The sequence below is a fragment of the Streptomyces sp. NPDC047841 genome (assembly GCF_040704085.1).
GTDB classification, from domain to species: domain Bacteria; phylum Actinomycetota; class Actinomycetes; order Streptomycetales; family Streptomycetaceae; genus Streptomyces; species Streptomyces argyrophylli.
In genome coordinates this window covers 19,016-31,874 of sequence record NZ_JBEYRP010000014.1, presented here as the reverse complement: position 1 = coordinate 31,874, position 12,859 = coordinate 19,016, and the positions used below count along the sequence as shown (strand labels likewise).

Sequence of the window (12,859 nt, the reverse complement as noted above, 5' to 3'; positions counted from 1 at the left end):
TTCTCCAATCGACGGCAACAGAACCGCTGTACACCGTAGGAAGGACGGGAAGGGCCGTCAACGGGATTACGCGCCGCGCCGCCCCACGCGCGCGTGGCGTTCACCGGCCGGCGCTCAGCAGGCGTCCCGCATCAGCTCGGCCAGGCCGTGGTCCAAGTCCAGCTGGAGGTGCTCCAGACCGACGGGGACCAGGTCGTTGGTCGCCGCCAGGAACCGCCGGATCTCACCCGAGCGCACGTGCACGACCGCGGTGCCCTCCGGGGCGTGGAACTCCAGCACCGTGCGGTCGTACCCGTACGGCCGCACGCGGACGTCACCGTGGCCCTCGGCGTCCTGGAGACCGGCCGTGAGCAGCTCGCGGGAGAAGGTCCAGCACACGTCGACGCCCTCCAGCGTGGCCGGGGCCGGGAACGTCATGCGAACGGCGAACGGGTCGCGCCGGTCGTAGCACAGCGTGGCGGGAATGCTCGGCATGCGCGGTGCGGCGGCGACGAGACGGGCCTCTACGGGCTGCTCGATGACGGTGGACAACGCCTTGCTCCCTCGTGACGGATGGACTGCGCCCGGATGTGCGGCACCCGGCACTGGAAGAGACGACGGAAACGGCCGATGCGTGCACACGGGGAACGAGTGACCTCGGTCACCGCGTTCATGCACAGGGTGCGTACGGCCGTTCCCGCTCGTCGGCGGCACCGAGCGCGGCCGGCCCTCTGGACGGGGCCGGGGGAGTGGGGCTAGCTTCGCCCGCCATGAGGCGCTTGGGGAGCATGCGACGCAGGGGACGGGCGAGCCGGCTGGTGGCGGCGGGAGTGGCATGCGGGGCGGCGCTCGCCGCCCTGACGGTGCCGGCGGCCGAGGCCCGTCCGCTGGCCCACACCACCACCGGCGTGGCGAGCGCGGGGCAGCCGGGCCCCGGTACGGGGACCGGGAGCCGGACCGCCGGGAACTCCCGTACGCGGAACGCGAACCCGGCGGCGGGGAGCCCCCGCACGCACGAGGCGACCCGGGCGGCCGGGGGCTCGGGCACCGCGAGCGCGCACTGGGCGGCGAAGGACCCCGGCACGCCGAGCGTCCGTTTCCGGGGCCTCGCGGCCGTCGACCGGCGCACCGCCTGGCTGGCCGGCACCGAAGGCACGGTGCTGCGCACCACGGACGGCGGCGCGAGCTGGCGGAACGTCTCCCCGCCGGGGGCGTCCGGGCTCCAGTTCCGGGACGTGACGGCGTTCGACGCCCGCCGCGCGGTGGTGCTCGCCATCGGCGAGGGCGAGGCCTCCCGCGTCTACCGCACCGACGACGGCGGTACGACCTGGACGGAGTCCTTCCGCAACACCGACCCCAGAGCCTTCTACGACTGCCTCGCCTTCTTCGACCGCCGCCACGGCCTCGCCCTGGGCGACCCCGTGGACGGCAGGTTCCGCGTGCTGTCCACCGACGACGGCGGACGCTCCTGGCGCGTGCTGCCCGCGGACGGCATGCCGCCCGCGCTGGACGGCGAGGCGGGCTTCGCCGCGAGCGGCCAGTGCCTCGTCACCGCCGGCCCGAAGGACGTCTGGCTGGCCACCGGCGGCGGTGCCCGCGCGCGCGTGCTGCACTCCGCCGACCGCGGGCTCACCTGGACGGCCGCCGACACGCCGGTCCCCGCGGGCGATCCGGCCAAGGGCGTCTTCGCGCTGGCCTTCCGCGACCGCACCCACGGCATCGCGGTCGGCGGCGACTACCGCCCCGGTCAGCCCTCCCCCCAGGCCGCCGCGGTCACCGCCGACGGCGGCCGCACCTGGCAGCCCGCCACCACCCCGCCACCCGCGTACCGCTCCGGCGCCGCCTGGCTCCCGCACAGCCGCACCGCCGCGCTGGCCGTCGGCCCGACCGGCACCGATCTGACCACCGACGGCGGCCGCAGCTGGCGCACGATCGACACCGGCTCCTACGACACCGTCGCGTGCACGCCCGACCTGAGCTGCTGGGCGGCGGGCGAACAGGGACGGGTGGCACGGCTCGAACGGTGAGGCGCGGCCGGACCGGTGAGGTAAACGCGGCCGAACGCGGGTACTCGTTCCCCGTCGCAAAGGAAGGGAGCGATCATGCCAGCCGGTTCCAGCCCCAAGCGTGAGCGTCAGTACGAGCACATCAAGAAGAGCGCGCAGGACCGGGGCGAGAGCACCGGGCGCGCCAAGGAGATCGCCGCGCGGACGGTGAACAAGGAACGCGCCCGCTCCGGCGAGTCCAAGACCGCCAGCCGCAGCTCGACGCAGGACATGTCGTCCGGCAAGCGCGGCGGTCAGCGGTCGGGCAACCGGGTCGGCTCGCACGGCCCGACCCGTGACCAGCTGTACAACGAGGCGAAGCAGCGCGGCATCGAGGGCCGTTCGCACATGAACAAGGAAGAACTTCAGCGCGCGCTGGACACCAAGAAGGGCTGACGGCCCGCCCGGCCCGGCGCCCGAGGAGCGCGGCGGGCCGGCGTCAGCCCAGTGTCTGCCGGTGGCGCGCCAGCTCCGAGGCCGTCTTCGTGGCGATGAACTCCGTGACGCGGTAGGCGCACACACCGGCGACGGTGAACGGGTCGCCCGCGATGATCTCGTCGATGCGGGCACGGTCCCCCGCGACGGCCAGGATCACCCCGCCGTCGCGGGGGTTCTTGCGTCCCGAGGCCAGGAAGTGGCCCTTGTCGTACTGCTCCTCCAGCCAGGCCACATGGTCCGGCAGAACGGCGTCCACGGCTTCGAGCGGCGCGGTGTAGGTCAGCTCCAGGACGAACATGATCGCGAGCCTACCCCGCCCGCCCGGCGGCCCGCGGCGGGACCGTACAGTCACCCGGCATGACGATCGTTGGCGTACCCGCGGGCTGGCCCGCGAGCGAGGACGAGGCCCGCGCCGTACAGGACGAGCTGCGCGGGCGGGTGGTGCTGGACGAGCCCGGACCGCCGCCCGGGACGGGCCGCGTCACGGGGGTCGACGTCGCCTACGACGACGATCTGGACCTGGTCGCGGCGGCGGCCGTCGTGCTGGACGCCGCCACGCTGGAGGTCGTGGCGGAGGCGACGGCCGTCGGCCGGGTCTCCTTCCCCTACGTGCCCGGCCTCCTCGCCTTCCGTGAGCTCCCCACCGTCCGCGCCGCCCTGGACCGGCTGCCGTGCCCGCCGGGGCTCGTCGTCTGCGACGGCTACGGCCTGGCCCACCCGCGCCGCTTCGGCCTGGCGAGCCACCTGGGCGTGCTCACGGACCTGCCGACCGTCGGGGTCGCCAAGAACCCGTTCACCTTCGCGTACGACGACCCGGAGCCGGGCCGGGGCGGCTGGGCACCGCTGCTCGCTGGGACCGAGGAGGTCGGACGCGCCCTGCGCACCCGCGACGGCGTCAAGCCGGTGTTCGTCTCGGTCGGCCACCGGGTCGGCCTCGACAACGCCGTGGCGCACACCCTGGCGCTGACCCCGCGGTACCGGTTGCCGGAGACCACCCGCCGGGCGGACGCCCTGTGCCGGCGCGCGTTGCGCGAGGCGGCGCAGGGCTGACCGGCGGCCGGGGCCGGGGCTCGGCGTCGCGCGGGGCAGCGGCCTCGTGTCCCTGCGGGCCGGGCGCCAACTCCACGACCCCGGTATCGGTTGCCGGAGACCACCCGCCGGGCGGACGCCCTGTGCCGGCGCGCGCTGCGCGAGGCGGCGCAGGGCTGACGGGCGGCCGGGGCCGGGGCTCGGCGTCGCGCGGGGCACCGGCCTCCTGACCCTGCGGGCCGGGCACCAACTCCATGCCCCCGGTACCGGTTGCCGGAGACCACCCGCCGGGCGGACGCTCTGTGCCGGCGCGCGCTGCGCGAGGCGGCGCAGGGCTGACCGGCGGCCGGGGCCGGGGCTCGGCGTCGCGCGGGGCACCGGCCTCGTGCCCCTGCGGGCCGGGCGCCAACTCCACGACCCCGGTACCGGTTGCCGGAGACCACCCGCCGGGCGGACGCCCTGTGCCGGCGCGCGCTGCGCGAGGCGGCGCAGGGCTGACCGGCGGCCGGGGCCGGGGCTCGGCGTCGCGCGGGGCAGCGGCCTCCTGTCCCTGCGGGCCGGGCACCAACTCCACGACCGTCCGGCCTTCTTGGCCTGGCCCCGGCACGCCCGCCCGTCGCCCCGGCTCATGGCGGCGGTGACGCGTGGCCCGCCGCTAGCGTTCCGCCGCCACCCGGAAGGTGATCCCCGCCGCCCGCAGCCGCTCGGTCAGGGCGTCGCCCATCGCCTGGGCCGTGGTGACCTGGCCCGCCGTCGCCGGCAGGTCGTCGAACGCCAGGCACAGGGCCGCCTCGGCGAACATCTTCGCCGTCTCGTCGTACCCGGGGTCGCCGCCCGCGACCTCGGTGAACACGCGCCGGCCACCGCCCTCGCCGACGAACCGCACCGAGAACCAGCTCTTCGCCCGCTTCTCGGCGCTCGGTCCGTCACCCGGCTTGAGCCGGTCCGACAGCCAGCGCCGGGCGGGCGGGAGCTGGGCGGCGGCCGCCACCGCGCCGACGGCCGCGACCCCGCCGAGGGCGACCGGCAGGCGCCGCACCGCCGCGTAGTGCCGGTAGCGGAAGTCCGGGCCGTACCGTTCCAGCGCCCGTGCCGAACGGCGCACGATCTGCGGGTCGATGGTGGGCAGCGGCAGCACCCACGCGCCGACCTGCGCCGCGTACCCCGGCGCGCCCGCCGGCGTCGTCACCCGGCGGCCCGGCAGCCGCGGCTCGTGCCGGGCCCGTTCCCGCGCGGCGGCCAGCATCCGCCGGCCGCGGGCCATCTGGTTCAGCGCCGAGGCGAGGGTGCCGCCGGAGAAGGCAGCGTCGGCGGTCACATAGCCGTCCACGGTCAGCGGCACGCCCTCGGGGAGCTGCCGGACCGTGAAGTACGCGCCCAGATCGTGCGGCACGGAGTCGAAACCGCAGGCGTGCACCAGGCGCGCGCCCGTCTCCCGCGCGCGTGCGTCGTGCCGGACGTACACCAGGTCCACGAACTCGGGCTCGCCGGTGAGGTCCAGGTAGTCGGTGCCGGTGTCGGCGCAGGCGGCGACGAGCTCCTCGCCGTGCAGGACGTACGGCCCGACGGTCGTGGCGACCACGCGCGCGTGCCCGGCGAGGGCGCGCAGGGTGGCCGGTTCGGCCACGTCGGCCCGCAGCATGCCGACGTCCGCGCCACCGGGCAGCTCCTCGCGCAGCCGCTCCAGCCGCCCCTCGTCGCGCCCGGCGACCGCCCAGCGCAGGTCCCCCGGCGCGTGCGCGGCGAGGTAGTGGGCCGTGAGCGCGCCGACGAAGCCCGTGGCCCCGAAGAGCACGAGGTCGTACGGCCGGTCCGCCCTGCTTATCCTGCTCATGACACCCCTTGGTCCGTGCGGCCCGTCGCGCAGCCCGCGCCGCTGTCGGTGGCCGAGGCTAGCGTGAGGAGTGCGGAGCCCGACGACCAGCCCGGAGGCAGCGGTGGCCATAGCCAGGAATGCCGTGAAGAAGCGGGAGAAACCGCCCCGGCCCCGGGTGCGGGAGCCGGGCGCGCGGAGCACGCGACGGTCCGCGGCGCCCGTCGCCGCAGGGTCCCGGCAGGGCGCCGTTCACTCTCCCGGGTGATCGTCGGCCGGTCGGGCACTTGGCTAAGCGCTTGCTCGTTCAGGTCTTGTGTCCGGTGGAACGCGTTCCTAGCATCACCGGTGTTACATCAGTTGTGTCACACACGCCTGGGGGCTGCACGGATGACAACGGCAGGGACGCCGAGGCCGGGCGACGGCCCGCTGTCCGGCGTGCGCGTCGTCGAACTGGCCGGCATCGGGCCGGGCCCGTTCGCCGCCATGCTGCTGGCCGACCTGGGCGCCGACGTGGTCCGGGTGGACCGTCCCGGCGGCCCGGGCCTCGCCATCGACCCGGCGTTCGACGTCACCAACCGCAACAAGCGCTCGACCGTGGTCGACCTGAAGGCACCGGGCGGCCCCGCGCGCGTCCTGGACCTCGCCGAGCGGGCCGACGTCCTCATCGAGGGCTACCGCCCCGGCGTCGCCGAACGCCTCGGCATCGGCCCCGAGGACTGCCACGCCCGCAACCCGCGCCTGGTGTACGGCCGCATGACCGGCTGGGGCCAGGACGGCCCGCTCGCCCAGCGCGCCGGCCACGACATCGCCTACATCGCGCTCACCGGCACCCTCGGCATGATCGGCCGCCCGGACGAACCCCCGGCGGTGCCCGCCAACCTCCTCGGGGACTACGCGGGAGGCTCCCTCTACCTGGTCGTCGGCGTCCTCGCCGCCCTGCACCACGCGCGCGCGACCGGCACCGGCCAGGTGGTCGACGCGGCCATCGTGGACGGCACGGCCCACCTGTCGGCGATGATCCACGGCATGCTCGCCGCCGGCGGCTGGCAGGACCGCCGCGCCGCCAACCTCCTGGACGGCGGCTGCCCCTACTACGGCACCTACGAGACCGCCGACGGCGGGTACATGGCGGTGGGCGCCCTGGAGGGCAGGTTCTACGCCGAGTTCCTGCGCCTGCTCGGCCTGGAGGACCTGGCGCACGCCCGCGAGGACTGGACCCGCTGGGGCGAGCTGCGCGAACGGATCGCCGCCGCCTTCACGTCCCGCACCCGGGCGGAGTGGACGGCCGTCTTCGCGGACTCCGACGCCTGCGTGGCGCCGGTGCTGAGCCTGCGCGAGGCCCCGGCCCACCCGCACCTGGCCGCCCGCGGCACCTTCACCGACCACGGCGGCATCACCCAGCCCGCCCCCGCCCCCCGCTTCTCCGCGACCCCCACCGCCGTCCGCACCGGCCCCGCACGGCCCGGCGCGGACACCGCCGCGGTCGCCCGGGACTGGGGCATACCGGCACCCCCGACCGACGACCCCGACGACCCCGGCGGCCGGGTCTGACGACCGGCTCCCACGGCCGGCCCCGACGACCTGGTCACCGACGCCGGCCGGCCCCGCCCACCCCGCTCGGCCCACCCTCCCGAAAGGCACACCAGTGAGCACCGAAGCGTACGTGTACGACGCGATCCGCACCCCGCGCGGCCGCGGCAAGGCGAACGGCTCCCTGCACGGCACGAAGCCCATCGACCTGGTCGTCGGCCTCATCCACGAGATCCGCGCCCGCTTCCCCGGCCTGGACCCGGCCGCGATCGACGACATCGTGCTCGGCGTCGTCGGCCCCGTCGGCGACCAGGGCTCGGACATCGCCCGCATCGCCGCCCTCGCCGCCGGACTGCCCGACACGGTCGCGGGCGTGCAGGAGAACCGCTTCTGTGCCTCCGGTCTGGAGGCCGTCAACCTGGCCGCCGCGAAGGTCCGCGCGGGCTGGGAGGACCTGGTCCTCGCGGGCGGCGTCGAGTCCATGTCCCGGGTCCCGATGGCCTCGGACGGCGGCGCCTGGTTCAACGACCCGATGACCAACCTCGCCGTCAACTTCGTGCCGCAGGGCATCGGCGCCGACCTCATCGCCACCATCGAGGGCTTCTCCCGCCGGGACGTCGACGAGTACGCGGCCCTGTCCCAGGAGCGCGCCGCCACCGCCTGGAAGGAGGGCCGCTTCGACAAGTCGGTGGTCCCCGTCAGGGACCGCAACGGCCTGGTCGTCCTCGACCACGACGAGCACCTGCGCCCCGGCACCACCGCCGACTCGCTCGCCAAGCTGAAGCCGTCCTTCGCGGACATCGGCGACCTGGGCGGCTTCGACGCCGTCGCCCTGCAGAAGTACCACTGGGTGGAGAAGATCGACCACGTCCACCACGCCGGCAACTCCTCCGGCATCGTGGACGGCGCCTCACTCGTCGCGATCGGCTCCCGGGAGGCCGGCGAGCGCCACGGCCTCACCCCCCGCGCGCGGATCGTCGCCGCGGCCGTCTCCGGCTCCGAGCCGACCATCATGCTCACCGGCCCCGCCCCCGCCACCCGCAAGGCCCTGGCGAAGGCCGGCCTCACCATCGACGACATCGACCTGGTCGAGATCAACGAGGCGTTCGCCGCCGTCGTGCTGCGCTTCGTGAAGGACATGGGCCTGTCCCTGGACAAGGTCAACGTCAACGGCGGAGCCATCGCCCTCGGCCACCCGCTCGGCGCCACCGGCGCCATGATCCTGGGCTCGCTCATCGACGAACTGGAGCGCCAGGACAAGCGCTACGGCCTCGCCACCCTCTGCGTCGGCGGCGGCATGGGCATCGCCACCATCGTCGAGCGCCTCTGAACTCCCCGCGGAACCAAGCGCCCCGAAGACTGCTACGGAGACGACTGTCATGACCGAGAGCACCACCATCCGCTGGGAGCAGGACGACACCGGTGTCGTCACCCTCGTCCTGGACGACCCCAACCAGTCCGCGAACACCATGAACCAGGCGTTCCGCGACTCCCTCGCCGTGATCGCCGACCGCCTGGAGGCGGAGCGGGAGAACATCCGCGGCATCATCCTCACCTCCGCGAAGAAGACCTTCTTCGCGGGCGGCGACCTGCGCGACCTCATCCGGGTCACGCCCGAGACCGCCCGGGACCTGTTCGACGGCGGCCTCGCCATCAAGCGGAACCTGCGCCGCATCGAGACCCTCGGCAAGCCGATCGTCGCCGCCATCAACGGCGCGGCCCTCGGCGGCGGATACGAACTGGCCCTCGCCTGCCACCACCGGGTCGCCCTCGACACCCCCGGCACCAGGATCGGCTGTCCCGAGGTCACCCTCGGCCTGCTCCCCGGCGGCGGCGGAGTCGTGCGCACCGTGCGGCTGCTCGGCATCACGGACGCCCTGCTGAAGGTGCTCCTCCAGGGACAGCAGTACAACGCGCGGCGCGCCCAGGAGAACGGCCTCGTCCACGAGGTCGCCGCCACCCCCGAGGAACTGCTCGCCAAGGCCCGGGCCTTCATCGACGCGAACCCCGAGTCCCAGCAGCCCTGGGACAAGCCGGGGTACCGGATCCCCGGCGGCACCCCGGCCAACCCGAAGTTCGCCGCCAACCTGCCCGCCTTCCCGGCCAGCCTGCGCAAGCAGACGGGCGGCGCCCCCTACCCGGCGCCGCGCAACATCCTCGCCGCCGCCGTCGAGGGCTCCCAGGTCGACTTCGAGACCGCCCAGGTCATCGAGGCCCGCTACTTCGTGGAACTGGCCGCCGGGCAGACCTCGAAGAACATGATCCAGGCCTTCTTCTTCGACCTCCAGGCGGTCAACTCCGGCGCCAACCGCCCCCAGGGCGTCGAGCCCCGCCAGGTCCGCAAGGTGGCCGTCCTCGGCGCCGGCATGATGGGCGCCGGCATCGCCTACGCGTGCGCCCGCGCGGGCATCGACGTCGTCCTCAAGGACGTCTCCCTGGAAGCGGCCGTCAAGGGCAGGGGCTACTCCGAGAAGCTGTGCGCCAAGGCCGTCGCCCGGGGCCGTACCAGCCAGGAGAAGGCGGACGCGCTGCTCGCCCGGATCACGCCCACCGCCGAGGCCGCCGACCTCGCCGGCTGTGACGCGGTCATCGAGGCCGTGTTCGAGGACACCGCCCTCAAGCACAAGGTGTTCCAGGAGATCGAGGCCGTCGTCGCCCCCGACGCGCTGCTGTGCTCCAACACCTCCACGCTGCCCATCACCACCCTCGCCGAGGGCGTGCAGCGCCAGGCCGACTTCATCGGACTGCACTTCTTCTCGCCGGTCGACAAGATGCCGCTGGTCGAGATCATCAAGGGCGAGCGCACCGGCGAGGAGGCCCTCGCGCGCGCCTTCGACCTGGTCCGGCAGATCAACAAGACGCCGATCGTCGTGAACGACTCCCGGGGCTTCTTCACCTCCCGGGTGATCGGCCACTTCATCAACGAGGGCGTCGCCATGGTCGGCGAGGGCGTCGAGCCCGCCTCCGTGGAGCAGGCCGCCGCCCAGGCCGGCTACCCGGCCAAGGTGCTGTCCCTCATGGACGAGCTGACCCTCACCCTCCCGCGCAAGATCCGCAGCGAGACGAAGCGGGCCGTGGAGGAGGCCGGCGGCACCTGGACGGCGCACCCGGCGGAGGCGGTCATCGACCGCATGGTCGACGAGTTCGGCCGCACCGGCCGCAGCGGCGGCGCCGGCTTCTACGACTACACCGAGGACGGCAAGCGGGCGGGGCTCTGGCCGGGCCTGCGCGAGCACTTCACCAGGCCCGGGTACGAGATCCCGTTCCGGGACATGCAGGAGCGCATGCTCTTCGCCGAGGCGCTCGACACCGTACGCCTCCTCGAAGAGGGCGTCCTGACCTCCGTCGCCGACGCCAACATCGGCTCGGTCCTCGGCATCGGCTTCCCCGGCTGGACCGGCGGGGTGCTCCAGTACATCAACGGTTACGACGGGGGCCTGCCCGGATTCGTCGCCCGCGCGCGCGAGCTGGCCGAGCGGTACGGCGAGCGGTTCGCCCCGCCCGCGCTGCTCGTGACCAAGGCCGGGAACGGGGAGACGTTCACCGACGCCCGCTGACGCGCCTCAGCCGGACGGCGTGCCCCGGGACCCCGCTCCCGGGGCCGCCGTGCCCCCGGGCGGGGTCTCCGGGTCCGCCGCCGCGTCCAGCCACTGGCGCAGCTCCTCCTTCAGCGACCGCTGGAAGGTGGTGAGCAGCGCCTGCACCACGAGCGGGTGCATATGCGCCGACAGCGACTTCACGTCCCGCGCGTCGCGCTCGGCGACGGCGTCCCGCAGCAGGTCCGACAGCTCGTGCGCCGCCGCGCGCGCGTGGCCGGTCAGGACGGTCCGGGCGGCCAGGATGGTCTCCTGCGACAGCGGTACGTCGAGGAGCCGCGCCGCGAGCCGCAGCAGACCGCAGTCCACGCGGAAGGAGTCCCCCTCCCGCGTCACCACGCTCATCGCGGCCAGCCGTTCCACGTCCTCCTCGGCCAGCCGGCGCCCCGCCCGCCGCTCCAGCTCCGCGCGGGAGACGGTCTCGACGGTGTCCGGCGCCCAGGAGGCGACCACCGCCCGGTGGATCGCCAGATCGTGCGGGCCGAGGCCGGCCGGCAGCTGCCGCAGATGCCGTTCGATCGCCGCGAGGGTCATGCCCTGGTGCTGCATCTCCTCGATCAGCTCCAGCCGGGCCAGGTGCTCCCGGCCGTAGCGGCCCACCCGGCGCGGGCCGATCACCGGCGGCGGCAGCAGTCCCCTGGTGCCGTAGAAGCGGACCGTGCGCACCGTGACGCCCGCCCGCGCGGCCAGCTCGTCGATCGTCAGGGTGGGCTCGCCGCCGTCGGTCGTCATGCGCAGCAGTATCGCTGTCTCACCAAGGGTGTGAAACCCGGGGCGGTGCCGTGTGGACCGTGTGAGAAGAACCGCTCTGTGACCTGGGCCATCGCATGCAGGACCCGCTCCCTGGGAAGCTGCTGCCTTGGTCTGTACCGCGACGACACGAGGGTGGTGCGGGCCGAGACCCGCACGAACCCCGGGCCCATGAGGTCCGGGCGCACCAGGAAGTGGAAACCACCCGTGAGCAAGGAAGCCGTGGAACCGGCACAGGCCACCACCCACCCCGAGGTGGCCCCGACGCCCGCGGACGCGGGCGACGCCGGTTACAGCAAGGACCTCAAGGCCCGCCACGTCAACATGATCGCCATCGGCGGCGCCATCGGCACCGGCCTCTTCCTGGGCGCCGGCGGACGCCTGCACAACGCGGGCCCGGCGCTCGCCCTGGCCTACCTGGTCTGCGGTGTCTTCGCCTTCTTCGTCGTCCGGGCGCTGGGCGAGCTGGTCCTGTACCGGCCGTCCTCCGGCTCCTTCGTGTCGTACGCGCGCGAGTTCCTCGGCGAGAAGGGCGCCTACGTCGCCGGCTGGATGTACTTCCTGAACTGGTCGACCACCGGCATCGCCGACATCACCGCGATCGCGCTCTACACGCACTACTGGAGCATGTTCACGTCCATCCCGCAGTGGGTGCTGGCGCTGATCGCCCTCGCGGTCGTCCTCGCCGTGAACCTGATCTCGGTGAAGATCTTCGGCGAGATGGAGTTCTGGTTCGCGATCATCAAGGTCGCCACCCTCGTGAGCTTCATGCTGATCGGCATCTTCCTGCTGGCGACCCAGCACGACGTGGGCGGCAGCAAACCGGGCCTCGATGTCATCACCGGCAACGGCGGTGTCTTCCCGCACGGCCTGATGCCGGTCGTCCTGGTGATGCAGGGCGTGATCTTCGCGTACGCCGCCCTGGAGCTGGTCGGCGTGGCCGCCGGCGAGACCGCCGCGCCGGAGAAGGTCGTCCCGCGCGCGGTGAACTCGATCATGTGGCGCGTGGGCCTGTTCTACGTCGGCTCGGTCGTGCTCCTCGCCCTGCTGCTGCCCGGCTCGGTGTACTCCGCCGACGAGAGCCCGTTCGTGACCGTGCTGTCCAAGATCGGCGTGCCGGCGGCCGGTGACGTGATGAACCTGGTCGTGCTGACCGCCGCCATGTCCTCGCTGAACTCCGGCCTGTACTCCACCGGCCGCATCCTGCGCTCCATGGCCACGGCCGGCTCGGCGCCGAAGTTCACCGCCCGCATGAACCGCAGCCAGGTGCCCTACGGGGGCATCCTGCTGACCTGCGCGGTCTGTGTCCTCGGTGTCGGCCTGAACTACCTGGTCCCCAGCCAGGCCTTCGAGATCGTGCTGAACGTCGCCTCGCTCGGCATCATCAGCACCTGGGTGATCATCATGGTCTGCCACCTGGTCTTCGTCCGCCGTGCCCGCGCGGGCCTGGTGACCCGGCCGCACTTCCAGCTGAAGTTCAGCCCGGTCACGGAGATCGCCACCGTGGTGTTCCTGCTGGTCTGCCTCGGCATGATGGGGAACGACGCCGAGGTCGGCCGCAAGACCCTGCTGCTCATCCCGGTGATCGCCGTGATGCTGATCGCAGGCTGGTTCGGCGTCCGCCGCCGGGTGGCGCACCACAGCGGCCGGCAGCCGGCCGAGCCGCCGCGGTAGCG

At 73.9% G+C, this 12,859-nt stretch carries 11 protein-coding genes and 1 pseudogene; 8 read left to right on the top strand and 4 right to left on the bottom strand.

Annotated elements, in window-relative coordinates; genetic code table 11:
- Positions 1 to 114 precede the first annotated feature (114 nt).
- Positions 115 to 531 (bottom strand): SsgA family sporulation/cell division regulator, encoded by a 417-nt coding sequence (locus AB0947_RS23925; RefSeq protein WP_366752377.1) that lies wholly within the window; start codon positions 529 to 531, stop codon positions 115 to 117.
- A 236-nt stretch (positions 532 to 767) separates the two neighbouring features.
- On the opposite strand from AB0947_RS23925, the gene AB0947_RS23920 reads away from it, so the two are divergent.
- Positions 768 to 2,006, top strand: coding sequence for an oxidoreductase (locus tag AB0947_RS23920; protein WP_366752376.1), 1,239 nt, complete (start codon positions 768 to 770; stop codon positions 2,004 to 2,006).
- A gap of 75 nt (positions 2,007 to 2,081) precedes the next feature.
- Positions 2,082 to 2,420 (top strand): plasmid stabilization protein, encoded by a 339-nt coding sequence (locus AB0947_RS23915; RefSeq protein WP_366752375.1) that lies wholly within the window; start codon positions 2,082 to 2,084, stop codon positions 2,418 to 2,420.
- 43 nt (positions 2,421 to 2,463) lie between these two features.
- Here the strand turns inward: AB0947_RS23915 and AB0947_RS23910 are convergent, their stop codons facing one another.
- Positions 2,464 to 2,760: a YciI family protein gene (locus AB0947_RS23910; protein WP_366752374.1), complete on the bottom strand. Its 297-nt coding sequence runs from the start codon at positions 2,758 to 2,760 to the stop codon at positions 2,464 to 2,466.
- A 59-nt stretch (positions 2,761 to 2,819) separates the two neighbouring features.
- Here AB0947_RS23910 and AB0947_RS23905 point away from each other — a divergent pair, with 59 nt between their 5' ends.
- Both AB0947_RS23905 and AB0947_RS23900 read left to right on the top strand, forming a co-directional pair.
- A complete protein-coding gene (locus tag AB0947_RS23905; RefSeq protein ID WP_366752373.1) occupies positions 2,820 to 3,512 on the top strand; it encodes an endonuclease V in 693 nt (230 codons plus the stop codon).
- 237 nt (positions 3,513 to 3,749) lie between these two features.
- Positions 3,750 to 3,818, top strand: a pseudogene (locus AB0947_RS23900) (endonuclease V); the annotation flags it as partial.
- A 328-nt stretch (positions 3,819 to 4,146) separates the two neighbouring features.
- On the opposite strand, the gene AB0947_RS23895 reads toward AB0947_RS23900, so the two are convergent.
- Entirely contained in the window at positions 4,147 to 5,325 is a 1,179-nt protein-coding gene (locus AB0947_RS23895) for a saccharopine dehydrogenase NADP-binding domain-containing protein (RefSeq protein ID WP_366752372.1), read from the bottom strand.
- Positions 5,326 to 5,694: 369 nt separating this feature from the next.
- Here AB0947_RS23895 and AB0947_RS23890 point away from each other — a divergent pair, with 369 nt between their 5' ends.
- From AB0947_RS23890 to AB0947_RS23880, 3 genes are all read left to right on the top strand, one after another.
- On the top strand, positions 5,695 to 6,858 hold the full coding sequence (locus AB0947_RS23890) for a CaiB/BaiF CoA-transferase family protein (protein ID WP_366752371.1): 1,164 nt from the start codon (positions 5,695 to 5,697) through the stop codon (positions 6,856 to 6,858).
- A 94-nt stretch (positions 6,859 to 6,952) separates the two neighbouring features.
- Positions 6,953 to 8,167 (top strand): acetyl-CoA C-acetyltransferase, encoded by a 1,215-nt coding sequence (locus AB0947_RS23885; RefSeq protein WP_366752370.1) that lies wholly within the window; start codon positions 6,953 to 6,955, stop codon positions 8,165 to 8,167.
- Positions 8,168 to 8,216: 49 nt separating this feature from the next.
- Positions 8,217 to 10,394 (top strand): 3-hydroxyacyl-CoA dehydrogenase NAD-binding domain-containing protein, encoded by a 2,178-nt coding sequence (locus tag AB0947_RS23880; RefSeq protein ID WP_366752369.1) that lies wholly within the window; start codon positions 8,217 to 8,219, stop codon positions 10,392 to 10,394.
- A gap of 6 nt (positions 10,395 to 10,400) precedes the next feature.
- Here AB0947_RS23880 and AB0947_RS23875 read toward each other — a convergent pair whose 3' ends face one another.
- The gene (locus AB0947_RS23875) at positions 10,401 to 11,165 is read right to left on the bottom strand and encodes a MerR family transcriptional regulator (RefSeq protein ID WP_366752368.1); all 765 of its coding nucleotides are present in this window, start codon (positions 11,163 to 11,165) and stop codon (positions 10,401 to 10,403) included.
- A gap of 225 nt (positions 11,166 to 11,390) precedes the next feature.
- On the opposite strand from AB0947_RS23875, the gene AB0947_RS23870 reads away from it, so the two are divergent.
- Positions 11,391 to 12,857 carry an amino acid permease gene (locus AB0947_RS23870; RefSeq protein ID WP_366752367.1) on the top strand — a complete coding sequence of 489 codons (1,467 nt, stop codon included), beginning with the start codon at positions 11,391 to 11,393 and terminating at the stop codon, positions 12,855 to 12,857.
- Positions 12,858 to 12,859 lie beyond the last annotated feature (2 nt).

What these genes read in the sequence shown, in the direction of transcription:
- AB0947_RS23920 (WP_366752376.1), top strand. Translation starts at nt 768, where the DNA reads ATGCGACGCAGGGGACGGGCGAGCCGGCTGGTGGCGGCGGGAGTGGCA.
- AB0947_RS23915 (WP_366752375.1), top strand. Translation starts at nt 2,082, where the DNA reads ATGCCAGCCGGTTCCAGCCCCAAGCGTGAGCGTCAGTACGAGCACATC.
- AB0947_RS23910 (WP_366752374.1), bottom strand. Translation starts at nt 2,760, where the DNA reads ATGTTCGTCCTGGAGCTGACCTACACCGCGCCGCTCGAAGCCGTGGAC.
- AB0947_RS23905 (WP_366752373.1), top strand. Translation starts at nt 2,820, where the DNA reads ATGACGATCGTTGGCGTACCCGCGGGCTGGCCCGCGAGCGAGGACGAG.
- AB0947_RS23895 (WP_366752372.1), bottom strand. Translation starts at nt 5,325, where the DNA reads ATGAGCAGGATAAGCAGGGCGGACCGGCCGTACGACCTCGTGCTCTTC.
- AB0947_RS23890 (WP_366752371.1), top strand. Translation starts at nt 5,695, where the DNA reads ATGACAACGGCAGGGACGCCGAGGCCGGGCGACGGCCCGCTGTCCGGC.
- AB0947_RS23880 (WP_366752369.1), top strand. Translation starts at nt 8,217, where the DNA reads ATGACCGAGAGCACCACCATCCGCTGGGAGCAGGACGACACCGGTGTC.
- AB0947_RS23875 (WP_366752368.1), bottom strand. Translation starts at nt 11,165, where the DNA reads ATGACGACCGACGGCGGCGAGCCCACCCTGACGATCGACGAGCTGGCC.